This is a genomic window from Brucella sp. NBRC 14130 (assembly GCF_040371715.1).
Taxonomy (GTDB): domain Bacteria; phylum Pseudomonadota; class Alphaproteobacteria; order Rhizobiales; family Rhizobiaceae; genus Brucella; species Brucella intermedia.
Genome location: NZ_BAABTE010000013.1, coordinates 85723 through 110656, shown reverse-complemented (window position 1 = coordinate 110656; position 24934 = coordinate 85723). Strand labels below are relative to the sequence as shown.

The window sequence follows — 24934 nt, the reverse complement described above, 5'->3', positions numbered from 1 at the left end:
TCGGGCTGGCGAAACTGCACCAGCCGAGGGGGCAATTACGAACGCGGAATCCTGGTCCAATGGCCGGTCCCGCCGTCATTGTAGAAATCGATGTCAAAACCCTGCACCTGACCTTGATCGACTTTGAAGACGATGGATGCGAGCGAACCAACGAGTTCGGCTTCTCCAACCGGGATGAAGGCGAAAGTGTCGCCATCCCAATGTTGCAGCGGGAACTGCATTTGCTTCGGACCGAGAACGAGTGTCAGCGTTCCTTTGACTTCCTTGATTTCCGTCTTGCCAAAATAGGCATTATCGAAACTGCCGGTATATTCCTGCAAGGCTTTGGACGGTAATGGCGCGGCTGGCTTCTCCTTGAAGGACAAGTCGCCCTGTGGCTGGAAAAAGCCCTTCATGGCGCCGTTATATGCGGCGAACCAGTCCCGGGAGGCTTTGCCGTAGAGCGCTATGTCCGTGAACTGCGCAACCACCGATTCCGCGGCGCCCACCGGTGCGCCATTGGTCAGGACGATGATGCCGATATCGGCCGAGGGTACGATCTTGAACGCCGTGCCCGCGCCGAGCAGGAAGGCGCCGGAATGGCCCATCGACGGGCGACCGCCGAGTTCCGTGTTGACGTTGAAACCATAGCCATAGAAGCCGGATCGGGCGCTGGTATCGTGTGCGCGGGCGCTGAAGGATTGCGGCGAAAGCGCTGGCAGAAGCGCCTCTTCCGCGATCAGGCGCTTACCCTTGTACTCGCCATTGGCCAGCAGCAGTTTCACCCATTCCGCCAGATCGACGACGGTGGACGACACGCCGCCTGCCGGCGCCTGTTCATCGGCATTGCGCTGCCCGAGAGGCAGGAACCTACCGTTTTGATAAACATGCAGTGCGGCGCGATTGTCATTCGCCACATAATCGGCATACCGATAGCTGGTCGATTTCATACCCAGCGGCTGGAGAAGCTGTTCGTCGGCCAGTTTGTCCCATGGTTCATGCGCTGCCGCTGCAACCGCCTCCGCGCCGATGGTCGTGCTGAAATTCGCATAATGATAGGAGGTGCGGAACGGATCGAGCGGCAAATGCTGCAAGCGGGCGATGACGTCGTTGCGTTTGAAGCCGAGGTCTTCGAGATCATCGCCCGCCGTGCCCGGCAAACCGCTGCGATGTGCAAAGAAATCCCCGATGGTTCCGTGTTCGGACACATAGTCGTTGTTCAGTTTGAAACCGGAAAGATGTTTTGCTACCGGATCGTCCCACGCAACCACGCCCTTCGTCACCTCAATGGAAGCAACAGTCGCGGATATGGATTTCGAAATCGAAGCGATCTGGAACACGGTGTCGGCATTGACGGCGGCGTCCTTGCCGATTTCCCTTTTGCCGTAGCCTTTCGCAAACACGGTCTTGTCGCCGCTGACCACGGCGACCGCCATGCCGGGAACATGGCTGCGCGTCATGATGTCGGCCACGATCTGCGGCAGGGACTTGAGCGCCTTTTCGGTGCTTCCTTTCGGAATTTGCACGACATCGGCAGCCGGATTGGGTTGGCGCTGAATGGAAACCGACTGCGACAGGGCGCCTGTCGAGCAGCCGAGCACGAACAGACAGGCTAGGACGATGGACGACGTACTGGTTCTCATGCTGGCTTTCATGGCTACCTTAAAACCCCGTTTGATAAGCGATGCGGAAAACACCCTGATTGATGTTCAGGGTCTGGCCGCGTTGGTGGACGAGCCCTGTTTGCAGAATGATGCCGATAGGCGTGACATAGGTAACTGTGCCTGCTATGCCCCAATCCCAATCGGATTGAAGCCCGTATTGCGCCAGTCTTTCGTCCCCGCCGGACAATTTGCGTATCGCGGTTGTCGCGTTGAACTGCCAGCGGTCGTGGGAGAGCGACAAGGATGTCACGCCATTGCCATTGGAGACCGGCGTGCCGCGAAAGGCGCTTGAAAAAGTGGCTTCGTTGAACCAGCTCAGGTTCCACTTGTCGGTCAGAGCCGTGTCATAGCGCAACCGGGCGGAAATCGTGTTGGCGCCTTCGCCATAACCGGGCTCCGCCTCCAGCCTTCCGACATCCACGCCGCCGGATATGTTCTTCAAGCCCGCCACGTTGCGGAAATCATAAGTCAGGATGAACGAGTTCAGGTCGTTGCTGAATGCAGGCGGTTGGCCTTCGGTGGGCGAGATGAAACCGTCGTCGAGGCTGAGGCGGCGGTCGAGAACTGTATCGTCGCGTTTGAACACCAGACCGGCGAAGGAATGCGCGCCCATATTTTCGGTATTGAAGGTATAGCGACCGCCAAGCCCGATGGAGCCCTTATACTGAAAATCATCGGTGAAGCCGGTGTAAAGCCCATCAATGGCGTGCCAGCCGTCCCCGAAGCCGATATCCATCTTGCCGCCATAGAGCGCAAAATTGTCATGGGAGTAAGAGACGAACAGGTTTTTCAGATTGAAGCCAAGATCGGAAAAGGCGTTGTCGTCCGTTGCTTCTACGGACGAGTCGAAGGTGATTTTCGAAAGGATGGAAAATTGCTGCGACAATTGCCAGACAAGGGCGGCTTCCGCCGTCGGCTGCACGCTGTTCCAGTGCGAACGCGGAATCTGACCGTTGCTGTCCTTGATTCCGAAATAGCCGGTATAGCCGGTCATGAACAGCAGTTGACCGTTCAATTTCGGATAATCGCCGGCCGCATCCGTGTCGCCCAGCTTGCTATAGGGCGTCAGGAATATTTCGGTTTTGAAAATGTCGCGCTTTTCTTGCGCAAAACCGTCCGGCGTGCCAGCCCCAAGCAAGGCTGTGGCACCAAGCAGGGTGCTGTATATCAGGCGACCGGAAAAGGCTGCTTTCTGTCGCCTGCCAAATCGCCGAAGCGGCGCGAAATTCTGCATGGTTATCGGGCCAGTTCAGCTGCCAGTTCGCGTACCTGCGAATGGATATTCTCGAACATGCCGAAATTGACCCGGCTGGCAACGACGAAAATACCGAGCTTGCGATTGGGCGACAGAACCACATAACTCATGAAACCGCCGAGACCACCGCTTTTACCGAGCAGGAACGGGGTTTCATCACGGGGCAAGGTAGCAACCCAGCCAAGCCCCATGCCGTCCCCTGCCGTTACTTCGGTCCCGACTACATGCTTCAAGCCGTCATAAGGCAGCCAAAGCGTATGATCGATCAGGGCATCTTCCCGCAACTGGTCCGCACCGTCGAGATGCCAGCGCATCCAGCGCACCATATCGTCCGCAGTCGTGTAGATACCGGCGCTGGCATACATGATGTCGGGAACAGGGCTGTTGGCATCCGGCTTGTCGAGAGGGTCGAGCCCGGTCATCAGCCGCTTTTTCTGCTCGTCGCTCAATACGTTGGTCGTGTCGGTGAGCCCTGCCGGTTTCAGCACCTCATTGGCGAGAACAGTGGAATAATCTGCGCCGCCGGCCTTGGCGAGTGCATCACCCAGAAGGCCGTAGCCGAGATTTGAATAAATCGTCGTGGTGCCGGGAACATAAGCAGGCTTGTTGCTGCCGGTCCACTTCCAGTAATAACCACGGTCGAAGGCCGCAAACGGATTATCCGTGATTTTCGTATCGGGGTTGGGCAACTCGCGCGGCAGACCGGCGGAATGCGTGGCCAGATCGAGCAGGGTAATAGGGCGTCCGTTAACTTCGACCTTGGCACCTTCCGGCGCATATTTTGCCAGCGGATCGGTAAGTTTGAGTTTGCCTTTGGCGGCAAGCGCCGCCAGCACATCACCGGCAAAAACCTTGGAAACGGAGGCAATACGGAAAACCGAATGCGCGTCCGGCTCGACATTGCTGCCGGGGGCTGTCTCCCCATAGGCCTGGATGATGCTGTTATCGCCCTGCACGACGGCGATGATCAGTCCCGGTGCACCGGAGTTGAGAAAAAGCTGCATGCCTGCCATGGATACGGCATCCTTCAAGGCAAGGTCTTCAGCTTTTGTCTGAACGTTGTGGGCAAGCAGAATACTGGCGGCGACCAGCGAGAGTGTTGTGAAATGCGCTAGCATCCGAGACGGCATGCGGGAATCCTCAAAGAACCGTTGGGGAGGATGTTCTGGTGCAATCACCATCCAGTAAACTGTGGGAATAACAAGAATCCAAGGACGAAACGACGTGCCGGTTTGACGAATGACATGCCATCAAAAGCGCAATGGTTCCGACATGTTAAGCGATTATATGCCCATACGCTCGCGCAGTTGTTTTCGGTAGGAGCGTGACACGGGCCATGCCCGGTCAACAGACCGCATCCTGATCTGCCATTTGTCAATTTTTCTGCGGTCCACATCGACGACGTGCAGCGAATTGACGAAAGCGGTTCTGTGCACCCGGAGAAAGATTTTCGACGGCAGCAGGCTGGACCACATGCCCAGCGAGCGCGAATCGAGCAGCATGGACCCATCTTCGAGCCAGATTTCGCTGTAATTGCCAGCCGAACGCACCCCCACGATGATTTCAGGCTGAACGCCGCGCACCACGCCGCGATTGCTCAGATAGACGAGGGGCGCCGCATTTTCGGGCGCGATTGTCTTTTCCGGCGCGTGACCAGTCGAGTATTTTGCCTGTCCGATGAGATTGGCGCACTGGAACAGGGCGTTGACTTCACTGGCCGACCATATCTTGTTCGCGACGGTCGTATCAAAGCCGATGATGCCGCGCAGTTTGTTGTCATAGAAGACGGGTACGCTGAGGACGCTTTTATTGCCCTGACGGAGAAACTCTACCTGGATCGCCCGCGCCGTCCGGGGCAGGTCTGTCACGTCGTGGACCGCTACAGCATGGCCCAGAACCAGATATTTGTGCAGCCAGGCGATGAGCGTGGTGGGCGTTTCCTGAAGCTCGGAGATATAGGCCCTGGTCTGCCCCCGGCACCATTCATGGGTATTGCAGAACCGAAGCAGGTTTGGCCGGTACTCGATCATCCATGCCCGGTCTGCGTTCGATGCCGTGCCCATCAGGGCGAGTTGTTCAGAGATAGCTTCATCGACGGCATATTTGAGCAGGTTCATGCCGCAGAGATAGGGCCAGTCCAGCACCGCGCTGCGCGCAAGGTCCGCCTTGGCGTGAATCCTGTAAGAGCCTAGGTCTTCTGACACGTCGGTCTGGAGCATGGCCTTGTCCCCCGCCCAACCCGGAAATCGGGTGAAATGCCGCGGGGTGTCTTCTTGTCCGATTGGATACCCCCGCATCATTTGCACCAACGAAAAGGGGTGAGCCTACTGCTGATGAATTAGCAACATCAGTTTTGCTCCAACGAAGGGCTTAGTCAAACTTGAGTTTTGAAAATTGGCACTGCGCTGCGTTTTTGTGGGACGTTGTTCCAAAGACCCCGAGAACCGTTGAAGGTTTTGGTTGTCGCAATTTTGCTGTCCGATCGCGATTACATCTTGCGCATGTTGAAGCCGGTCGTTTCGGTCCGCCTTTTTCGAAGTATTTGTCTGGCGCAAATAAAATAATCGACGCATCGCGCTTGCCAAAGGTGGTGGCTAGCTCAATAAGGCGAAAATGAAAAACAGCTAAACGCTTGATTTTTCTGGTGCCGCTTGCGTGACTCGAACACGCGACCCCATCATTACGAATAGTATGCGGTATGATCACTGTATTCCCCTGCATCACCATAAATCCTTGCAATTCCCGTTCAATTGATTGCTAGGCAGCGTAGACGAATTGGTTGACGTATTGATCGAAGCTTGATTCAAGACTGCTTTTTGGAGGCAGTTATGAGCCGAGGCGATCTGAGCGGATCCGAATGGCGTGTCTTGAAGGAGTTGCTTCCGATTGAAGCCGTCAATCGGGGACGTGGGGCGTCCGGAGCAAAATCGTGCAATCATCAACGGCATACTTTGGAGACTTCGTTGCGGTACGCGGTGGCGGGATGTTCCACCCAAATATGGCAATTGGAGTACGATCTATCTACGCTTTCAGCGCTGAAGCGAAGCCGGGGGTTGGGGAGCCGTTCAGTCACCCTTGCTGAGATCATGGCTGACAGTGGCCACTACAGCATTGATAGCACCACGGTTCGCGCCCATATTTCGGCAGCGGGCAGAAAAGGGGGATTCCTCGACGTGCTCTTGGCGGTTCGCGGGGCGGGTTCACCAGTAAACTTCACTGACCGGCTAATGCCAGAGGAAGACCGCTTGCCTTCCATCTAACGGTTGGCGAGACAGCAGATTGCAAGGCTTATGACACATTGATCGCTTTACCGAGCAAGCGCGGCGCTCCTTGCTGATAAGGGCTATGATGCGGATGCCATTCGTAATGATCTTGCCAGCCGCAATATCGAACCCGTCATTCCTGGCAGAGCAAATCGCCGCGTGAAGATGGAATATGATCGCACGCTGTATAAACAGCGCAACTTTATCGAACGGATGTTTGGCCGATTGGAAATCAACCGCGCCATGCCACCCGATACGACCAACTCGCCGAGAGTTTCATCAGTATGGTTCATATTGCCACCGCAAGATACGGGCTCAAATTCGTCCACCCTGCCTAGCGCCGTCAACCTGCTTTGGCTTCACATTTCAAGACCGGCCTTACGGCTCTCAAGCGTCGAGATCAGATTGAAACCGATGGACCGGAAAGGCTCTGGGGCAATCCAGCTGGCTGTACCCATAATGGCAGACATGTTTCTAAAATCGTCTCGGCCCAATATGAGTTCTGCGAGATGTCGCCCAAGCATTGTGCCTTTCGCGATACCACTGCCATTGCAGCCGCCCGATGCATAGAGGCCGTCCTCAACGCGGCCCCACCACGGCGCGCCATTCATTGTGAATGCAGTCGTACCAGCCCACAAATGTTCGAACTGCACATCTTTGAGATTAGGCCATCGGCGTTCAAAACGATCTCTGAGCTTGCTTACAGCTTCGCGCTCACCGAGTTCGGCCTCATGCGCATACAGACTGCGCACCATAAGCCGGTTACGACCAATGCGACGCAACGTCGTGCCAAGCCGATGCGATGGCAACAATCCCCATGCCTCGGACTCGCCTAGTTCATCAACCCGGCTATCGACAATTTCTTCAGTCACCGCAGCATAAGTATAAATGGTCGCCATGCGTGATTTCAGATAGCCGAACTTTCGGATGAATGCGTTGGTCGCCAGCGCCAGGTTCTTACATTTTACAACGCCCCCCGGCGTCTCCAAAACCCAGCCGTCGCGCTTGGTCAAGGTTGTAACCGGTGTGTTTTCATAGATCGCAATGTCGTTTGGCAATGCATCGGCAAGACCACGGATCAGGGCCGCGGGTTGTAGCAACCAAGTATCCTGCATGTGGATGCCGAAGCGATAATACGCGCTCCCGATACGACGATGAATGTCCTCGCGTGACAGGAGAGTATGAGCAATATTATTGACGCGAGCTACTTCGGCAACTTTGCGTAAAGAGGCTTCGCCGAGTTCTGTTGCTGCACCCCGGATCGATCCCACCTGCCGCATGTCACAATCAATATTATTTTCACGGATGATCCGCATCAACCATTCAAAAGCTTCAGTGAAGAAGCCCGACTGAAGACGTGCCTTTTCAGCCATTTCTATCGAGGCATTGCGCGGCAGCACGTCGGCCCCTGTGAAACCTGAGTTTCGGGCGGAAGAACCTTCCCCCACCGTCGTCGCTTCGATCACTGCGACACTGGCGTCCGGGTCCAGTTCACGCAATCGACGTGCTATAGCGAAACCGGTGAACCCGGCTCCGACGATTGCGTAATCGACCGCAATGTCTTGATTAAGCGCAGCGCGCGGCTGGCGCGGCGGGAGCATGGCATTCCAACCGCACAGATTGGAATAGCGAGGATAGGTTAGCTTTGTCATATTGGTGCCTGAAAGATTTCGGGATAGTGCATCGAACCATCCCGATTGCTCTTGTCATTCCTTGAAGTGAGCTTGTTCAGTGAGTAGCGGGCCCAGCGACATCGAACCCTTGAGTTCGAAGCCCCAGTCAAGCTTCTCGTTTCTGATCCAGACCTGGGCCGTTTCTGTCACCGGCACTGCACAAACATCAGCGACGATAAGCTTTTGTGCTTCCTGCCAGAGTTCCATCTGCTTTTTGGGATCAATCTCGGTGCGAGCGGCCTCGATCTGCTTATCGGCGACTGAGCAATGGCTGAAGTTCGTCACCTGCCCCGGAGCCCCAATCGCGCTGCTGGAATGATAGAACTGCGTCAGAAACGTATCCGCAACGGGGAAGCGTGCCGCGCCGTAATCAACAAGCGGGCTCAAATCCTTGCGGATCATCTGATGCCAAGTCGCGTGCTCAACTGGTTCAAGCTCAAGCTTGATGCCAGCCTTGGCGAGCTGCGCCTGCAAAAGCTGGTCTGTGGTCGCATAACTTGGCATCTGGCTTGAAATCATCTTGACGGTGAGACCGTTGGGATACCCCGCTTCAGCTAGCAGTGCTTTGGCCTTCTCCACATCTGGCTGGATGAGGCCCGGATCGGGATTGAGCCCGAGATTGTTTGAAGGAATGACTGACTTTGCAACACGCGTGAATTCAGGCCCACGAAACTGTGCGATCTGTTCAGGATTGACCGCGTAAGCAACCGCCTGCCGTACCTTGATATCGTCAAAAGGTTTCTGATTGCGGTTGATATACACCACTGTCAGTTCGGCAGGATCGAAGATGTCGACCTTGGCGCCGGGCGTTTCCTTCATCCGCTGTAACCAGCGCCGATCGGCATTGCCCGCAGATACATCGATTTCACCTGCGGTAAAGGAAAGATCACGGCCTGCCGCTGCATTAAGGAAACGATATGTCACCTTTTCGATCTTCGGCTTGCCACGGAAGTATTTTTCATGAGCGGTAAAATGGACCGCAACGCCGGGTTCGATTGATTCAAACTGGAAAGGCCCAAAGCCGACAGGATTGCGGGTAAAACCCTCTCCACGCTCTTCGTACGCTTTCTTGCTGATGATAAAGCCACCCGAATAGTTGGTCACCAGACCGAGCAAGCTCGGGACTTGATTTGCAAGCGTTATGCGCACAGTGTGCTGGTCTACAGCCTCGACGCTCTTAACGGCCTTATAGTCCGTTGCGAAAGCAGAGCGTTTCGGATCCGCCGCCTTTTGCAGGCTGAAAACGACGTCGTCGGCCGTCACTTCACCATAGCCATGTTGCCATTGCACGCCGGGCCGCAGCTTGAAGGTCCAGACCAGGTTGTTGTCTGTTGCTTCCCAACTCTCCGCAAGATCTCCTTCAATCGTTGCCGGATCAGTAGAGCCGGGCGCAAATCTGACCAGCCCTCCGAATATCCATGCGACGAGGGTACGGTCAGAGGTACTGGCGGCAAAATGTGGATCGAGATTGCCAATATCAGCAGCTGCCGCACCAAGCCGTAATTCGGTCTGTGTCGCGGAAGCTGAGAGCGTACCAAGTGCCGTAAAGGCCATAAGAGCGGCAAGTGCCGGTGGTCCCATGATGCTTTTCAGTTTCATGTCGGTTCCCTTCTTATTGCGGATTATTGTCTTGAGATTTGCTGAGCGCACTGATCAGTGGTGTGAAGCCCGCTTCGTTCAGTTGGCTTATCGCGGAAATAATGCTGTCCTGACTTTGGGTACTCAGACTGACACGCCCGATATTCTTGAACTTGTGAGCGACCTGATCCCAGCTCATCGGGTTCGCCACATCGCCAAGCGGGTGGTCGATAACCAGTTCTTTTTCACCGTCACCTTGATCGATCAGAACGCGCGCTGGCGTGCGAACTGGAAACGCCGTGGCAAAATCGATCGACGTTTCAAGTTCGATCCGGTTCGCAAGGCCAATGACCTCTATGTCTTTTAGACTGTCGGGATCGACGGGCTGAAGCGCCTCCTGCCCACGCAGCGCTGCAAGCGCGCAGCTGAAATAGAAACTATACTGGCCGCCCTCCAACGTGCTTGGGGTGCGCTCATTGGCGAGACGAAGCCCCTGCGGGAAGGTTTCGATGCGGAGCCTGTGAATGTGACGCCCATCCTGACGCATTTTCAGGATAGCATCGATGGCAGCATGCATATAACGACAGCATGCATAAGGCTTGAGATAACACTTCTGCAGCTCCCACACCTCGCCGAGCTGCCCCAGCAAAATTTTGCGATCATAGCGATCTTCATTGTTGAGCAGGTCTACCGGTCCGGTTGCTCCCGCCCTTGCGCGATAAGCCCCGGTGATACCTGCAACGACAGCAGGTGGGATTCCCTCTTTTACCGTGCTGCCCTGAAACTTGGAGGAGCCCGTCGGGAAAACGATAGGGCCTTCAGAGCCTGCAATCGCCAGCGCATGTGCCATTTCTGTGGCGTCAAGCCCGAGCAAGCGTCCGGCAGCTGCAGCCGCACCATAGCTGACCCACCTGCCACTGGCATAAGTCTCGATGGTGTTGGTCGGGCGTGATGTGGCAACACGCAGAGCGACGTCGTAGCCCAGTGCAATGGCATCCAGCATCTCCGCATCCGAGGCATTGATGGATTGGCCGACAGCAAGTGCTGCTGGAATGACGCCAGCCCCCGCATGGCCTGCCGCTCCACGATGGCCATCATCAATATCGAGCGCACTGGCCGCCGCACTATTGGCCATGGCAGCGCCCACAACACTCAGCTTCAAATCCGTGAGCCAGACCTGAGCTACGCCCGAACCGTAGACATCGGATGCTGCTTGCCTCGCCGAAGCAGCCAGGCGTGAATGAAGGCCTGCTGCGGTTGCGCCCATCAAATCGAGCAGTAGGAGCGAGATGGCTTCACGCGTTTCCGATGGCAACGCGCCTTTGGGGTGGCCAGACACAAATTCAGCAAGTTGAGTTAGGGCATGCATTTCCGAAGGACTCCAATCTAGCTCGCCATACGAACGAAATGACCGTCCGCGGCCATGCTCCAGCGTGCCGCTGGCGCGCTATAACCGAGGGGTTTGAGCGGACTTCTGGGTGGACCGGCATCGGCAGCTCGCCGCCTTGTTCCACGTTGATCGGGATGTGTTATCGGGATCGCCGAAAGTAATCGTTGCGTATATTCGTGCCCCGGTCGTCCGATCACGTCGTCACGTGGTCCGATTTCGACGATTTCACCGAAATACATTACCGCAACGCGGTTGCAGATGCGCTCGACTGCGGACATATCGTGACTGATGAACAGATACGAAATGTCAAATTCCTTCTGAAGATCAATCATCAGATCAATAATTTGACCCTTGATGGCGACATCAAGCGCCGATACCGCTTCATCTGCGATGATCAGCCGTGGAGCCATTGCGAGAGCACGGGCAATACAGATACGCTGGCGCTGTCCGCCAGAAAATTCATGCGGCAGACTGGATGCGCGATTGGGATCCAACCCAACACGCTCCATCAACCATTCCATCTTTTGTTGTGCGGCTACACCAATCTCCAAACCGTGAACCTTCATTGGTTCCATGATTGCCGAGCCAATGGTCTGACGTGCATCAAGAGAACCAAAGGGATCTTGGAAGATCATCTGTACTTGCCGCTTCAATGACGACAGGCTTTTGCGATCCAGATAGTCGATCGTCTCCCCACCAACGGTGATCTTGCCGTTGTGCACGGGTGCGAGATTGATAATCGCCTTACCAATGGTGGATTTTCCTGAACCGGACTCGCCAACCAGTCCAAGTGTCTCACCTTTGCCAATGCTGAACGACACATCTTCGACCGCATGCACTGCGCCCCTGGCACGGCCCAATAGGCCGCCGTGGACCGGAAATCTTACCGAAAGGTCGTTCACTTCGAGAACCGGCGTCGCGGCATTCGCCATCAAGGAACTGTCGACAGGTCTGGCCGGAATCGTTTTGGCCTGCAACTTGCCGACCAAACTCGGGGCCGCTTCGATAAGGCTGCGCGTATAGGCATCTTTAGGATTGCTGAAAATTTCCATCACCGAGCCGTGCTCAATGACGCGCCCATGGCGCATGACCAGAACGTCATCAGCAACTTCGGCAACAACGCCCATGTCATGCGTTATAAATAGAACCGCCGTTCCAGTTTCCTGCTGCAACTCCTTCAGCAGTTGAAGCGTCTGAGCCTGCACAGTCACATCAAGCGCGGTTGTTGGCTCATCCGCAATGATGAGATCAGGATCGCATGCCAGTGCCATCGCAATCATCACACGCTGTCGCATTCCACCCGAAAACGTATGTGGATACTGATTGACGCGCTGCTCCGGATCGGGAATGCGCACCTTGCGCAAAAGCTCCAGAACCGCTTCCTGCAGTTTTTTCCCCTTGAGCTTCTTGTGAATTCTCAGAACTTCGGCAAGCTGCGCTCCAACAGTCTGTACCGGGTTGAGAGAGGTCATCGGTTCCTGAAAGATCATGCTGACCTTGCCGCCGCGCACGCCTCGCATGTCCGCTTCAGGCAGTTTTAGCAAGTCTTGTTGGCCAAGCATTACAGCGCCCTCAGCCTTGGCGATGCGATCAGGCAGAAGACGCATGATCGCCAGGGAAGCAACACTCTTGCCAGAGCCGGACTCTCCCACCAGAGTCAGTGTCTTGCCAGGCTCGATCTGGAAACTGATCCCATGGACAACCGGCTTTCTGGCGAATGAAATCTTGAGATCACGAACAATGATCGCAGGCTGGACAGTCATTAGCTGGCATCCTTCAGTCGTGGATCGATTGCGTCACGCAGACCGTCGCCGATCAGGTTGAGAGCGAGAACGAGCACCAGAATTGCAAGGCTTGGATAAAGAGCCAGATGGAAGGAGCTCAGAATATTGTCGAAGCCTTCGCGAACCATGCCACCCCAAGTCGGTGTCGGCGGGGCCAGCCCTAACCCAATGAATGCGAGCGATGCCTCGGTGCGAACGGCAGTGGCCATCCAAAGTGATGCCATGACCAGGATCTCCGGCAGAATGGCAGGCAGAATATGGCCGAACAGAATGCGCGTATGGGAAAAGCCCATCGCGTGACAGGCCTGAACATATTCGCGGTCGCGCTGTGTCAGAACACCTGCGCGGGCAATTCGCGCAAAGGCCGGTATAGCGGTGAATGCGATAGCAATGACAATATTCGTCAGCGTGGCCCCCATAAGGGCGACGAGTGCCAAACCAAGAATCAATGATGGAAATGCCAGTACGACATCCATGATCTGCATCACAATGATGTCGGTCTTGCGCCCCACATAACCAGCAATCATGCCTAGAAACGAGCCAATTATCAGCGCGACCAGAATGGCCAGAAATCCGATGGTTAGCGAATAACGGGCTCCATAGAGTAATCGCGAAAGAACATCCCGACCGAACTGGTCCGTGCCCAGGAGATTTTCTGCACTTGGCGGCGACAGGTAAACGATGATGTTCTGTTCATTCGGATCATACGGCGCCAGGATCGGAGCAAAGGCTGCGCACAGAATGAGCGTCAGAACAATCGCTGCACCCAGCCAGGTAGAGAAATTCAATCGACGTAGAAATTCCCATCGAGACTGCATGCGCGGCGCGGCAGATGAATTGGTGGTGATGGATGTCATTTGTACTGAACCCTCGGATCGAGGAAACCATAGGTCAGGTCGGTCAGCATGTTCACCGCAACAACCATAAGCGTATAAATGACGATCATCCCCTGCAGCAGGGTATAGTCACGCTGGGTCAAGGCGTTGAGAATTAGCTTACCAAGACCTGGGCGAGAGAAGACGATTTCGGTCAGAACGGAATTACCGATCAGAATACCGAGATAGAGCCCCACAACCGTCGTAATTGGGATCGTGCAGTTACCAAGCGCATGACGCCAAACAACTGCGTGATGTGAAGCGCCTTTGGCCTTCGCCGTGCGCACGAAGTCCTGGTTCAAAACTTCGAGCATGGCCGAGCGGGTGACACGTGTAATATACGCCATCATGATCAGTGCCAGCGAAATGGTTGGCAGTGCCATCTGCCTCAAGCGGTCCAGCAATCCATCGCCGCCACCTGAACTAATCACAGGAAACCAGCGCAACTGGATTGCAAAAATCATGAGCAAAATGATCGCTGCAACAAACGCTGGAAGCGAAAGACCCAACAGGGAAACAAGGCGCAGCAACAGATCAGCCGGCTTATTTCGTTTCACTGCTGCCCAAACACCTGCGGGAACACCCAACAGCACTCCCAGTAGGAGCGACGCGATTGTCAACTCCATCGTATAGGGCAGGACGTTCATGATCTCGGCCGTAATCGAGCGGCCGGTTATCATGGATGTCCCAAGATTGCCTTGGAGTACACCCAGCATGAAGCTGCCGTACTGGACAATGATCGGCTGATCCAGGCCAAGCTTGTGGTGCAGTGCAGCGATACTTGCGGGGCTGGCTTGATCGCCAAGGATCACAAGAGCCGGATCGCCCGGCAGTACACGAACTATTACGAAGACCAACGTCAACACGCTGAACAACGTGAAGAGCGCGAAGCCCATTCGTTTGATCAGGAACGACACCATGCTGTTGTCCTCGCCTCAAACAGATGATGGGGGAGCATGACAGGGACGTGCGTCAGCAACCTGAAATCAGGTGTAAAGACAGCAATCTTTGAACGCTCCTCCCTCGGTTCAAAGACTTGACGCCGTGGTTGAATGACACCGAAAAATGTGACAGAAGTCAACATATTCCTTTTATTGGAATGAATTTTATGAAATATTCTAATAATTAGAATTTTGGAGTTAGCCGTGACTACGAACGCATCAAGCAATGCAGTACGCGCACTTGATATTCTAATAGTTCTGGGGGAAGCAGGCGCTGATGGCTGGGCTCTAGCAGAGATTGCTGAACGCATTGGCGAAGCTAAACCAGCCGTGCATCGTAGCCTCGTTTCGCTTCTTCAAAAGGGCTTCGCCGAACCGGCTGGCAAGCATGGCTTTTACCGGCTTGGGCCTGCTATCCCAATGCTCGCGAGAGGGCAGGCCCGTCTTGAACCCCTGATTTCAAAGTTTCGGCCAGGGATGACCGAGTTTGCGCGGCGAAGCGGGCATACCGTTTATATGATGGTGCAGGCGGGCATTGATGCTGTCTGCGCCGAGATGGTTTCGCGATTTCCAGACCGCCAGTTTACTATGGGGGTTGGCGGACGCGTGCCTATGGGCGTCGCAGCCGGAAGCATCGCACTCATGTCCATAATGCCTGAAGCCGACTGCCTCGCACTGCTTGAAACAAATGCACCGCGTTATCTTAGTCACCCATCAGTTCAGTACGTCGATAAGAGTGTCGTAATTTCCCAGATTGAAGATGCTAGACGGCGGGGTTTTGCTGTCAATATGGCGTACTACCTGCCGGGAGAAGGCGGACTCGGCTTACCGGTGCGCGCTACAAATCCTTATGAACTGAATGCCGCGATTTCGTTCACCGCACCGCTCGAGATGATGACGGAAGATTGGCTTCCCAAGATCATCGATGAACTGCGCGATTGCCTTGGTAACGCGATATAGTTTTCGCCTGCTTCATAAAGGCATGAAGCGAAATATTCTAACATCTTGAACCCTGAAGGAAACCAAATGCAGATTGAAAGATTTGACATAAATCACCGCCGCAGCCGTCTCGTAAAATACAATGGCATGTGTTTCTTATCAGGCCAATTTTCCGATTCTTCTGGGGACATTACCCAGCAAACGATTGAAACACTCGCCAAGATTGACGATCTTTTGGCACGTGCCGGTACTGACAAATCGCGTTTACTTACAGCACAGATTTGGTTGAGGGATATGTCAGATTTTAAAGCGATGAACGATGTTTGGGACAGTTGGATAGATCCAGCTAACCCGCCGACACGATGCTGCGGACAAGTATTCATGGCCGATCCTGATATGCGTATCGAAATTGTTGTCTCCGCAGCTGTTTAGAGTGCACGTGCATCTTCTGAATTTAATCGCAAATAACGGCAACGTTTGATGTTGCTAAATTGGACGGAATTAGAAACTTTGGCGTCTCCGGCAGAATTCAAACCTTCACGCCGAAAATCGACTGGCGCTCTGCCCTTCCATAGACAATACCAGTTTTCGGGGCGTCGTAAGTGCCAGAAGGAACAAAGCTGGTATCCAGTAGTCGATGCAATCAACCTTTGACAAAAGATGAATTGCCAAAGGTTGTAAGCTTTCCTCAATTTTTGAAGCACCCTGCACCAGAGTTTTATCCGACGTCACATAGCTGCCAAGGCATCAAGAATAACTGTTTCATTTCCAGTTTTGCCAGATTTGAAAAAAAAACGGGTTTTTTGATTGTCATCACTCTCACAAAATCCCGTTCCAATTCCGTTATCGGGCAGGGCGCGTAGGCGCCGCAAGCCAAGGCGGTTTATGGTGCCACCTGATGTTTCACCACCAACCACGATAAGCTTTTCAACGCCAAGTTCGGAAATAGCTGCGGCGAGCTCAGATATAAGCCTTTCCCCTTTTTCGCTTGCGCCGCGAACGCCCAGCTCTGTCTGGATTTCTTTGACACGAGTATCACTGACCGCCGTTGAAATGAGGTAAGGCTGTTTGCCGTGATGATCTTTTGCCCATTCCATTGCTTTTGACACCATGGCGTCGATATCGCCATCTTTTGTAAGGTCCAGTGTCAAAACCGGGTGCTGTTTGGCAAAAACCGCAATCTGTCCATCCGCAATGGGACCAACTGTTCCCACAAGAACCGCGGCAGTGCCGTGGCTTGGTAACGGTGGTGCAACGGTGATGGCTGGCTTGGGCGCAAAGCGATCAATACCAAGCTGAATGAGAACAGCGTCGGAGCTGATCATTGTTGGCTGTGCCCCTGCCAGTTCGGCGGCTATCCTGACGTCACCGTCATCGCTTGCATCGACAACGCAATAGCATTTGCCTGCATTTGCGAGCTCATCAAGATGTGCTTGTGCTGCGTCCTTGCCTTTAAGCAGTATGGAATGGGGCAAAAGCCCGATCGGCTCGTTCGTCTGTTTTCCGATGAAACGCACTATGTCGGGATCGCTCATTGGAGTGGCTGGGTCGTAGCGCTTGACGGACTCAGAGATGAGGCGGCTTCGATAGAAGAGATAGCCTTGATGAACCGTGGCGTTGAACTTGGGAAAGCCGGGGCAAAATAGAAGACTGCTGGGGTTATAGCGTGCGCGCAAAAGATCGGCAGCAGGCCCAACATTGCCCTGTTCCGTTGAATCGAAACTGGCACAGACTTTGTAAATGACCTGATCGCAACCGATTGCATCAAATGCATCAGCTGCGCGTGCGATCTGTCGTTTTGCTTCATCGGGCTCAGCAAGACGCGTTCTGCCTGCCCATATGACGACAGCTTCGCCTGCACATTCGCGGATAGCACCGATATCTGTCACGACAGCGGTTCTAATGCCTGCTGTTTCATAATAAGCAGCGACCATCAACGCGCCTGTCATATCGTCGGCGATGATCCCAAGAGTGCCGTTATTCCCCATTTTATCCTCGTATCATGCCATGCGACATTGCGTGTCATAGATAATGAAATTTAATTCCAATTAAGTATCATTTTGATGGACCGCGTCAATTGCCGGGATTATGAAGTTAGACGTCATCACAAACTCTTGGTTGCCAACAACGGGGAACAGACGATGCCAACCGATTATGATCAGAGCCTTACAGCACGTCGCGCCATCGTGGATGCGATGCGTCACATGGAACAGAAGGGCTTCAATCACGGCAGCAGCGGTAATATCAGTATTCGGGAAGGCGAACATATCTGGATTACGCCGACTGGCGCCACATCGCTTATGAACCCTGAAGACATGAGTCTCGTTTCTGTGGAAGGCGAGCATCTTGCGGGCAAGGTGCCTTCCAGCGAATGGCGCATACACACAGAAATCATGCGCAATCATCCCGAAGCAGGCGCGGTCATCCATTCGCATGCGGATAGTTGTGTTGCATTGTCGTGTCTGCGTAAACCATTGCCTGCTTTCCATTATATGATTGCTTCATTTGGCGGGAACGAAGTTCCCTGTGCTGATTACCGCGTATTTGGTTCTGATGCTTTGGCCTATGAAATCGTGCGCGCTATGGGTAACCATCGCGCCTGTCTGATGGCAAGCCATGGAATGGTGGTGTGGGGCCGGGATATGGCCCACGCAACATTGCTGGCAGAGAAACTCGAAACGCTGGCACGCCAGTACATTTTGGCTTGTCAGATTGGCGAACCGGTTCTTTTGAGCGAGACTGAGCTGGATGAAGTTCGCGCGCGTTATGGTTATTACGGCAGCAAACCGATGCCGCGCTGATCGCCGATAAGAACAGGCCCGAATGGAAATTCGGGCCTGATTTGCATTATGGATCAGGCGCGGGAAGGTCCCGTTTCCTGAAACCGGTCCAGAACATTGCGGGTAATGGTGGTGGTATACGCGCAGTTGCGCTTGAGACCCATTACCCATTCACAAAGCCCGGCGGTTACCACTTCACCGTCACCTTGCTTCATGGAAACGAGCATCCCCGCACCATGTGCCAGGCGCTTGCGCGCCGCTTCATAACCATCAGGCGCCAATTCGCAGATGCCCTGCAGATCGCTATCGCGAACATAGTAGCGATGTCCCTGACCGTCGAGTTCATATTCGTAGATCGATGCTGGCGTCATCGCGAGAATTTCGATCTTTTCGGTCGGCACGCCATGCTCTTCAACGGCATAGGGGAAGCCGTTCTTGAATGAATAGTTGAGCCCGTCGACCTCATAACCGAAGATCTGGGCTTCGTGACCAAAGATATCCGCATAACGCAGATGCGTGCCTTCGAAGATCCAATGCTCCGGTTGGTAGACGGTAAGCCCGCGAGAGCCACGGGGAGAGAAACCGCCCCAACTGCCATACATTCCGTTTTCGCCGTTAACACCGACAGTCGAAGCCCCCGGCCAGTTAACCGCGCCACTTGCCCAGTTCGCCGTGCATAGGTGTTTCTGATCGGTTTGCATGATGGGGTCTTGCGTAGGCGCTTTGGTTTTCCAGCAAACCTGTGTCTGGCCATCATTCTCAAGACGGATCTGCCAGAGGAAGTTGCCGCCAAAGCGCGCGAGATGCCCGCCGCGAGCGACGAAATCCTCGACGGTTTTGCGCATGTCCCATGACCAATATTCATCATGGCCAACCGTGACCAGACAATTGTAATCGTCGAGAATACCGGCATTATAGTGGAGATCGGTCTGGGTTATATAGTCGATCTGATAACCTGCCGCCTCAGCCCAAGTTACGAAATAACGTTCGTATTGGGCATAGCCCGCGGACGAATAATATTGCGCGAATCCCATCGTATAGCCCCATTCCTTGGAGGGGTATCGGGTCGCATCCCCCATGTCCTGCCAGACCGGGTTACAAACGCGCGCAGCTCCCTGCGGCAACCAGATCATGCCTTTCGACCATGGGCGGCGCAGGCTCAAGATCGGCGAACCTTCGTTCTTATTTGGACCCCATGTTCCAAAATAGTGGTTCGCACCGCCCCAATCATTATAGGCAGTCCAGGTGCCAGTTGCGAACATGAGGAGAATGCGGCCCGAACAGGTCTTCTTCGTCGGGCGGACCACAACGAAATGATGTTGAACGAAGCGCTCGCCATCGGGGCGCATACATGTCGAGACAACGCGATAGAAGCCCGAGCGGGCATCGTCGGGAATTTTCCAGCTATAAAGAACTGGCCAGTCGCAGCCCTCCATATAGGCCGTTTCTGATGTTTTGGTGAAGCTGCCAGGAAGGTCGAAAGCCTCGTCCATCATCTGAGGTTCGTGGCCGTCGCGATATATCTGGATCGACCATGTTTTGGCTGTGGTGGAGCCATGAAACTCGACCGTTTCACCGGGGTCGTAAGACATCTTCTCGGTGTAGACGAAAACTTCGGGCAGAGCAGGGTCTTCACGTGGAAACTGATAGCGATAGTCTGAAAGAAAGTGCTCGTCCGCAAAGCCTTTGCGAACCGCCCATGGCTTGATCGCATGTGGCCCCATTTCGGGAAAATTGAACTTGTCGCGGGACATTGTGAGCTTCCTCCTTGAATCAAAAATTCTGATTGCTGTTCAATGCTGAACGATCGGCATCGCCGGGATTGTCTTGTTCGTGTTGCTGAAGGCGCTTCAGAAGGGCAGCGCCTCCTTCTATGAGGTCGAGTTGGACGGCGAGGCGTAACGCATAGCTGTCGCGGTTGCTGAGCGCCGTTAAAATGTTCTCGTGCTGGTGGCGTCCGGGATAGCTCGGTTTCGCCGTTGGATAGAGCTCCGAAACGAGCGGACCGACCCTGATCCAGAGACTTTCAAGCACGTCTATCAGATGCGCCATCCGGCATTGTTTATAGAGCGCGAAATGGAAATCCGAATTTATCTGCAGGGCCGCGCGCCAATCTTCCGTGCGTTCTGCTTCGGTCAGATGCTGATGAATGGTTTCCAGTCTGGTGATGGTTTCATCGGATATGTTTGTCAGCGCATGTTCGGCTGCGAGAGGCTCCAGAACGAGCCTCATCGCGCGGATTTCTTTGTACTCAGCCAGCGTTAAACGCCGTACGCGAATATAAAAGCGCGGTTTGATTTCAATCGCGCCTTCGCGTGACAACTGCATGAGCGCTTCGCGAACCGGCGTCTCCGATGTACCCAGATCCTGAGCCAGCTGACGAACCTTGAACCGCTGATGCGGCTTGAACTGTGCCCGCAGCAGCCCTGATTTGAGCTGCTGGTACACAATGTCTGAAAGGTTATCCCTTTCGTCGTCCGGCCGTTCGCTCACGCTTTTTCCCTACCGGGTGGAGATTGCCTTGAAAGCGTCTTCCGTCCGGGAAAGAGCGTCGTCGATCACCGCATCCGTGTGCGCGCAGGAGATAAACATGTTGTGCTTGTGGTGCAGGTAAACGCCGCGGTTCAGCGCTTCGCGACAGAAATGTGCGCCAAGCTGTGCATCCGTATCGCCGACAAATTGCACCAGCGGCATTGCGGCAGGTCCGGTTTGCAGCAGCTCAAAACCATGTGCGCGTGCCTGAGCATCAAGACCGGTGCGCAAGCGTTCGCCCGCATGTTTCATGCGTGCAGGACCATCAATACGCTTCAGTTCCTTGATGGTGGCAACCGCTGCTGCCATGGATGCACCGGCATACCAAAACGAACCAGTCATGTAAGCTTGTCCTGCAGATTCACGGAAACGGTTGGTTCCGGTGACTGCTGCAAGCGAATAACCATTGGCGATTGCCTTGGAATAAGCAGCAAGGTCAGGCTCAACGCCGGTTCCGCGCCAGCTTCCACCCAGATCAATGCGGAAGCCGCCACGCACGTCATCAAGAATGAGCGCCGCACCCGCCGCATCGCAAAGGGCGCGTGCCGTCTTGGCGAATTCTGTGGTGGGAAGTTCCTGTGGGATGGCAAGGTCGTGCTTGAAGGCGGAGACAATGATTGCAGCCAGATCGTCACCGGCCTGTTTTGCGGCGGCAGTGAGGCTTTCAACATCGTTGTAAACATAGTGGACGAGGTGAGCACGATCTTCGGCCGTTACGCCGACGAGTGATGGCGTACACCATGGCACAGCACCGTGATAGGCACCCTTAGCGACCAGAACCTTGCGGCGTTTGGTTGCGCCGCGTGCGATTGTTACGCAGCTGGTCGTGGCGTCGGTGCCGTTCTTCTGCAGCAATGCCCAGTCGGCATGGGGTACCGTTTCAACGAGCAGTTCTGCAAGTTCAACAGCGTGCGCTGTTGGACCGTTGAGGCAATCGCCTGCCTTTATCTGGCTGAGTGCTGCAGCATCCACGAGTTCATGACGGTGGCCCAGAATGATCGGTCCCCAAGCACACATGAAATCAATATAGCTGTTGCCGTTTACATCCGTAACATGAGCGCCCTCGCCCGATGCAAAATACTGCGGATATCCCTCTGGAAGCGACGCTGCGCGCTGATGGCCCCACATGCCGTTCGGGATCACGCGTTCGGCGCGTGCGCGAAGCTCGGCGTCTGGATTGTGTTCGCTCAGGGTTCGGGCTGAAGTGGAATGCGCAGGCATTGGTAGTCTCCCATATGATGACGCTTTTACGTTCATCACCTCAAATTATGATATATCAAAAATGATCCTTGTTGCGATGATATGTCAAGAGAGATTCCAAAAATTGAGTTAAATATTCCCGCTGTTAAGCATTCTATCGGCTTCCGTATGAGAATTTGGGCATTTTACCGCGTGATCTGGCAAAAACACCAGGCAAAACAGCGTTGAAGATAGTGCTCAACCATTTTGATCAATAAATTTGATATATCATTATAGACATAGACACGAAATGCGGGTTAAGCTCTGCCAACAACAAAAAGATCAGGGGAAAGCATGGCTAGCCAGAAGAGCACGCCCGATTCCGGGCTGGGTATTAGCATTCAGGGAGTGACTAAAAATTATGGGAGCTTCACAGCGGTAGACGGTCTCGACATGGAGATCGCGCCGGGTGAATTCCTTGCTCTGCTGGGGCCTTCGGGTTCCGGCAAATCAACTATCCTTATGATGCTGGCTGGGTTCGAGCGTCCCGACAAAGGGCGCATTCTGTTTGGCAGCAACGATTACACCCGCGTACCGCCGCATAAACGCAATATCGGCATGGTGTTTCAGCATTACACGCTGTTTCCCAATATGACGGTGCTCGATAATGTGGCCTTCCCACTTAAAACAAGGGGTGTGCCAAAAGAAGAACGGCACCATACTGCCCACGAGGCACTCGCCCGTGTGCGACTTGCCGATTTCGCCAATCGCAGTCCGAAGCAATTATCAGGTGGGCAACAGCAGCGTGTTGCGCTGGCTCGCGCTATTGTCTATTCACCGCGCGTTCTTTTGATGGATGAACCCTTGTCGGCGCTGGACAAGAATCTGCGTGAAGAAATGCAGATCGAGATCAAACGCCTTCATTCTGAACTGGGCATGACCATCGTATTCGTCACCCATGATCAGGGTGAAGCGCTGACAATGGCGGATCGCGTTGCGATCCTCCAAGGCGGACATATTCAGCAAGTCGCCAGCGCGCGCGAACTCTACAACCGCCCCGCCAATCTGTTTTCCGCAAGCTTCATTGGTGAGATGAACCTTATCCCGATCGTATGGGATGGGACCAAGGCGCAAGCCGCTGACGGCACCGTTGTTTCGATCCCCTCTGAAAATGTCATGGGAGCAAAATCCGGCAATGCGTTGATGGCAGTTCGTCCGGAACGCTTAACTCCTGCAGAGCAGGGATTGGAAATCACTGTTCGTGATGTGATCTATGCCGGACCGGATACTGCTATTCTAGGGGCAATGGCCGACGGAACAGAACTGCGCGCAAGACTGGCGAGTGCAGCGGTTCCTGACATTGGAGCAGGTCAAAAACTGCGATTGAGCTTTGCTCCCGAAGCAAGTCTCGTCTATTCCCGTGCGAGCTGAGCCGATGTTGAAAATGTTCTTTGAGCCAGACGGGCGCAAGCTATCGAAAGGCGGAATGCTTCTTCTGCTTTTGCCATTCTTCTCGCTGCTATTGCTGTTCTTTATCTATCCGTTGGTCAGTCTGCTCGCTTTGTCCGTGACAGAGCCATCGGTCTCGTTGGACAATTATCAGAGGGTTTTCTCAAACCCGGTTTATCTCAACGTGCTGGGACGCACTGTTTTGATTGCCGCGCTGGTCAGTGTGATCGCGCTGCTGATGGCCTATCCCATTGCATGGCTGATGGCGCATTCGAGCGGACCAAAACTGATCTTCATAACCGCCTGCATTCTGTTGCCGTTCTGGTCGTCTGTGCTGGTGCGAACCGCAGCCTGGGCAGTGCTTTTGCAGCGTAATGGATTGGTCAATCAAGGTTTGCTTCAACTTAGCCTCATAGATCAGCCGCTGAAGCTGCTTTATACCCAAACCGCAGTTCTCATTGCTATGACGCATGTTCTCTTGCCGTTTGTGGTTCTGCCGATCTTTGGCGCTATTCGCAACGTGCCGCGGGATTATGCGAGAGCTGCTGCCATCCTTGGAGCTGGCCCAATACGAACCTTTTTCGAGGTCATTTTTCCGCTCACCCTGCCGGGAGTCATGGGCGGGATGATCCTAACCTTTCTCACCGCACTCGGCTATTTCATCACGCCTTCGCTGCTTGGTTCGCCGAAAGAAATGATGATTGCAACGCTGATTTCCCAGCAGCTGCGCGAAACACTGGATTGGCCATTCGCAGCAGCACTGGTGGGAATTCTTACACTTCTTGTGATGGCTGTTTCGCTGGTCTTCGGTCGTGTGTTCAAGTTCAACCGGATGATGGGAGGCAATGCATGAACAGCCGCAATTTGCTCCTCAATGCCTATGTCTATCTGGTGCTGTGTTTTCTCGTTGTGCCGATCCTTATCATTCTGCCAATGGCGTTTAGTGAGACGGATTACATCACATTTCCGCCACGCGGGTTTACGTGGCAGTGGTTTGGTGCCTTCTTTCAGTCTGCACAATGGATGAGCGCAACGGCATTCAGCGCGAAGATTGCATTTTTCACGGCGATTTCGAGTGCAATTATTGGGTTATGTGCAAGCTATGCGATAGTTCGCGGCAAGGGTGCGCTCGCGACCATTTTCCAGACCTTGCTCATTGGTCCCATCGTTGTGCCGCATATCGCTCTGGCGATTGCGCTCTATCTGATGTTTCAAAGTGTCGGACTGACAGAGACAACGGCCGGTTATGTTTTTGCGCACACAATTATCGCACTGCCCTTCAGTGTGTTTACGATTGTAGCAGCGCTCTCGCAGGTCGATCCCGCTTTGGAAGATGCGGCAATGTGTTGTGGCGCCAATCGCTTTTTGGCTTTTCGAGCCGTGACCTTGCCGCTGATATGGCCGAATGTCTTATCGGGCGCGTTGTTTGCCTTCGTGATATCGTTCGACGAACCGGTAATTTCGTTCTTTCTCGCAGGTGTGCGCGACAAGACCCTGCCGCGCATGATGTTCGATGATATCGAGCAGAACCTGACACCGATTATCCCAGCGATTGCCGTGATGCTCACGCTGCTTTCCATCATTGTGCTGGTGGGGGCCGCGGGGCTGCGCGCGCTGGGCGCGCGCTCACAGCAGGCTGTGTCTGAAGAATAA

The 24934-nt window shown here is 54.3% G+C and carries 21 protein-coding genes and 1 pseudogene; 7 read left to right on the top strand and 15 right to left on the bottom strand.

Annotated elements, in window-relative coordinates:
* Window positions 1-35 precede the first annotated feature (35 nt).
* The 5 genes from ABWW28_RS21880 to ABWW28_RS21860 all read right to left on the bottom strand — a co-directional run bounded on the left by ABWW28_RS21880 (window position 36) and on the right by ABWW28_RS21860 (window position 5619).
* A complete protein-coding gene (locus tag ABWW28_RS21880; protein WP_176588697.1) occupies window positions 36-1622 on the bottom strand; it encodes a serine hydrolase in 1587 nt (528 codons plus the stop codon).
* A 19-nt stretch (window positions 1623-1641) separates the two neighbouring features.
* Window positions 1642-2877: a hypothetical protein gene (locus ABWW28_RS21875; RefSeq protein WP_176588698.1), complete on the bottom strand. Its 1236-nt coding sequence runs from the start codon at window positions 2875-2877 to the stop codon at window positions 1642-1644.
* 2 nt (window positions 2878-2879) lie between these two features.
* Window positions 2880-4028, bottom strand: coding sequence for a D-alanyl-D-alanine-carboxypeptidase/endopeptidase AmpH (gene ampH, locus ABWW28_RS21870; protein WP_353392118.1), 1149 nt, complete (start codon window positions 4026-4028; stop codon window positions 2880-2882).
* Between the two features lie 153 nt (window positions 4029-4181).
* The gene (locus ABWW28_RS21865) at window positions 4182-5117 is read right to left on the bottom strand and encodes a LytTR family transcriptional regulator DNA-binding domain-containing protein (RefSeq protein ID WP_176588699.1); all 936 of its coding nucleotides are present in this window, start codon (window positions 5115-5117) and stop codon (window positions 4182-4184) included.
* 151 nt (window positions 5118-5268) lie between these two features.
* On the bottom strand, window positions 5269-5619 hold the full coding sequence (locus ABWW28_RS21860) for a hypothetical protein (protein WP_353392116.1): 351 nt from the start codon (window positions 5617-5619) through the stop codon (window positions 5269-5271).
* Between the two features lie 107 nt (window positions 5620-5726).
* On the opposite strand from ABWW28_RS21860, the pseudogene ABWW28_RS27650 reads away from it, so the two are divergent.
* Window positions 5727-6499 (top strand): annotated as a pseudogene (locus tag ABWW28_RS27650) (IS5 family transposase).
* Between the two features lie 21 nt (window positions 6500-6520).
* On the opposite strand, the gene ABWW28_RS21850 reads toward ABWW28_RS27650, so the two are convergent.
* The 6 genes from ABWW28_RS21850 to ABWW28_RS21825 form a co-directional block, all read right to left on the bottom strand.
* Window positions 6521-7762 (bottom strand): NAD(P)/FAD-dependent oxidoreductase, encoded by a 1242-nt coding sequence (locus tag ABWW28_RS21850; protein WP_353392114.1) that lies wholly within the window; start codon window positions 7760-7762, stop codon window positions 6521-6523.
* Between the two features lie 105 nt (window positions 7763-7867).
* Window positions 7868-9433, bottom strand: coding sequence for an ABC transporter substrate-binding protein (locus tag ABWW28_RS21845; RefSeq protein WP_353392111.1), 1566 nt, complete (start codon window positions 9431-9433; stop codon window positions 7868-7870).
* A 13-nt stretch (window positions 9434-9446) separates the two neighbouring features.
* Window positions 9447-10781, bottom strand: coding sequence for an MmgE/PrpD family protein (locus tag ABWW28_RS21840; protein WP_113477091.1), 1335 nt, complete (start codon window positions 10779-10781; stop codon window positions 9447-9449).
* A gap of 17 nt (window positions 10782-10798) precedes the next feature.
* Window positions 10799-12565: an ABC transporter ATP-binding protein gene (locus ABWW28_RS21835; protein ID WP_353392108.1), complete on the bottom strand. Its 1767-nt coding sequence runs from the start codon at window positions 12563-12565 to the stop codon at window positions 10799-10801.
* On the bottom strand, window positions 12565-13443 hold the full coding sequence (locus ABWW28_RS21830) for an ABC transporter permease (RefSeq protein WP_502904591.1): 879 nt from the start codon (window positions 13441-13443) through the stop codon (window positions 12565-12567). Before ABWW28_RS21830 ends, ABWW28_RS21835 begins: the two co-directional genes overlap by 1 nt.
* Entirely contained in the window at window positions 13440-14381 is a 942-nt protein-coding gene (locus ABWW28_RS21825; RefSeq protein ID WP_113477097.1) for an ABC transporter permease, read from the bottom strand. Before ABWW28_RS21825 ends, ABWW28_RS21830 begins: the two co-directional genes overlap by 4 nt.
* A 225-nt stretch (window positions 14382-14606) precedes the next feature.
* On the opposite strand from ABWW28_RS21825, the gene ABWW28_RS21820 reads away from it, so the two are divergent.
* Entirely contained in the window at window positions 14607-15362 is a 756-nt protein-coding gene (locus ABWW28_RS21820; protein ID WP_113477221.1) for an IclR family transcriptional regulator, read from the top strand.
* A gap of 66 nt (window positions 15363-15428) precedes the next feature.
* A complete protein-coding gene (locus ABWW28_RS21815) occupies window positions 15429-15773 on the top strand; it encodes a RidA family protein (RefSeq protein ID WP_353392104.1) in 345 nt (114 codons plus the stop codon).
* A 296-nt stretch (window positions 15774-16069) separates the two neighbouring features.
* Here the strand turns inward: ABWW28_RS21815 and ABWW28_RS21810 are convergent, their stop codons facing one another.
* Window positions 16070-17290 (bottom strand): four-carbon acid sugar kinase family protein, encoded by a 1221-nt coding sequence (locus ABWW28_RS21810; RefSeq protein ID WP_502904592.1) that lies wholly within the window; start codon window positions 17288-17290, stop codon window positions 16070-16072.
* A gap of 192 nt (window positions 17291-17482) precedes the next feature.
* Here ABWW28_RS21810 and ABWW28_RS21805 point away from each other — a divergent pair, with 192 nt between their 5' ends.
* Window positions 17483-18142, top strand: coding sequence for a class II aldolase/adducin family protein (locus ABWW28_RS21805; protein WP_353392100.1), 660 nt, complete (start codon window positions 17483-17485; stop codon window positions 18140-18142).
* Between the two features lie 53 nt (window positions 18143-18195).
* Here the strand turns inward: ABWW28_RS21805 and ABWW28_RS21800 are convergent, their stop codons facing one another.
* The 3 genes from ABWW28_RS21800 to ABWW28_RS21790 are packed head-to-tail and all read right to left on the bottom strand — an operon-like array spanning window position 18196 to window position 21874.
* Window positions 18196-19875 carry a N,N-dimethylformamidase beta subunit family domain-containing protein gene (locus ABWW28_RS21800; RefSeq protein WP_353392098.1) on the bottom strand — a complete coding sequence of 560 codons (1680 nt, stop codon included), beginning with the start codon at window positions 19873-19875 and terminating at the stop codon, window positions 18196-18198.
* A gap of 19 nt (window positions 19876-19894) precedes the next feature.
* Window positions 19895-20614: a GntR family transcriptional regulator gene (locus tag ABWW28_RS21795; RefSeq protein WP_353392096.1), complete on the bottom strand. Its 720-nt coding sequence runs from the start codon at window positions 20612-20614 to the stop codon at window positions 19895-19897.
* 9 nt (window positions 20615-20623) lie between these two features.
* Window positions 20624-21874 carry an aminotransferase class III-fold pyridoxal phosphate-dependent enzyme gene (locus tag ABWW28_RS21790; protein ID WP_353392094.1) on the bottom strand — a complete coding sequence of 417 codons (1251 nt, stop codon included), beginning with the start codon at window positions 21872-21874 and terminating at the stop codon, window positions 20624-20626.
* Window positions 21875-22186: 312 nt separating this feature from the next.
* Between ABWW28_RS21790 and ABWW28_RS21785 the strand changes: the two genes are divergently transcribed.
* Genes ABWW28_RS21785 through ABWW28_RS21775 form a run of 3 tightly spaced genes read left to right on the top strand, consistent with a single transcriptional unit; the run spans window position 22187 to window position 24934 of the window.
* On the top strand, window positions 22187-23263 hold the full coding sequence (locus tag ABWW28_RS21785; protein WP_353392092.1) for an ABC transporter ATP-binding protein: 1077 nt from the start codon (window positions 22187-22189) through the stop codon (window positions 23261-23263).
* A 4-nt stretch (window positions 23264-23267) separates the two neighbouring features.
* The gene (locus ABWW28_RS21780; RefSeq protein WP_353392090.1) at window positions 23268-24134 is read left to right on the top strand and encodes an ABC transporter permease; all 867 of its coding nucleotides are present in this window, start codon (window positions 23268-23270) and stop codon (window positions 24132-24134) included.
* Window positions 24131-24934 (top strand): ABC transporter permease, encoded by an 804-nt coding sequence (locus ABWW28_RS21775; RefSeq protein WP_113477111.1) that lies wholly within the window; start codon window positions 24131-24133, stop codon window positions 24932-24934. Before ABWW28_RS21780 ends, ABWW28_RS21775 begins: the two co-directional genes overlap by 4 nt.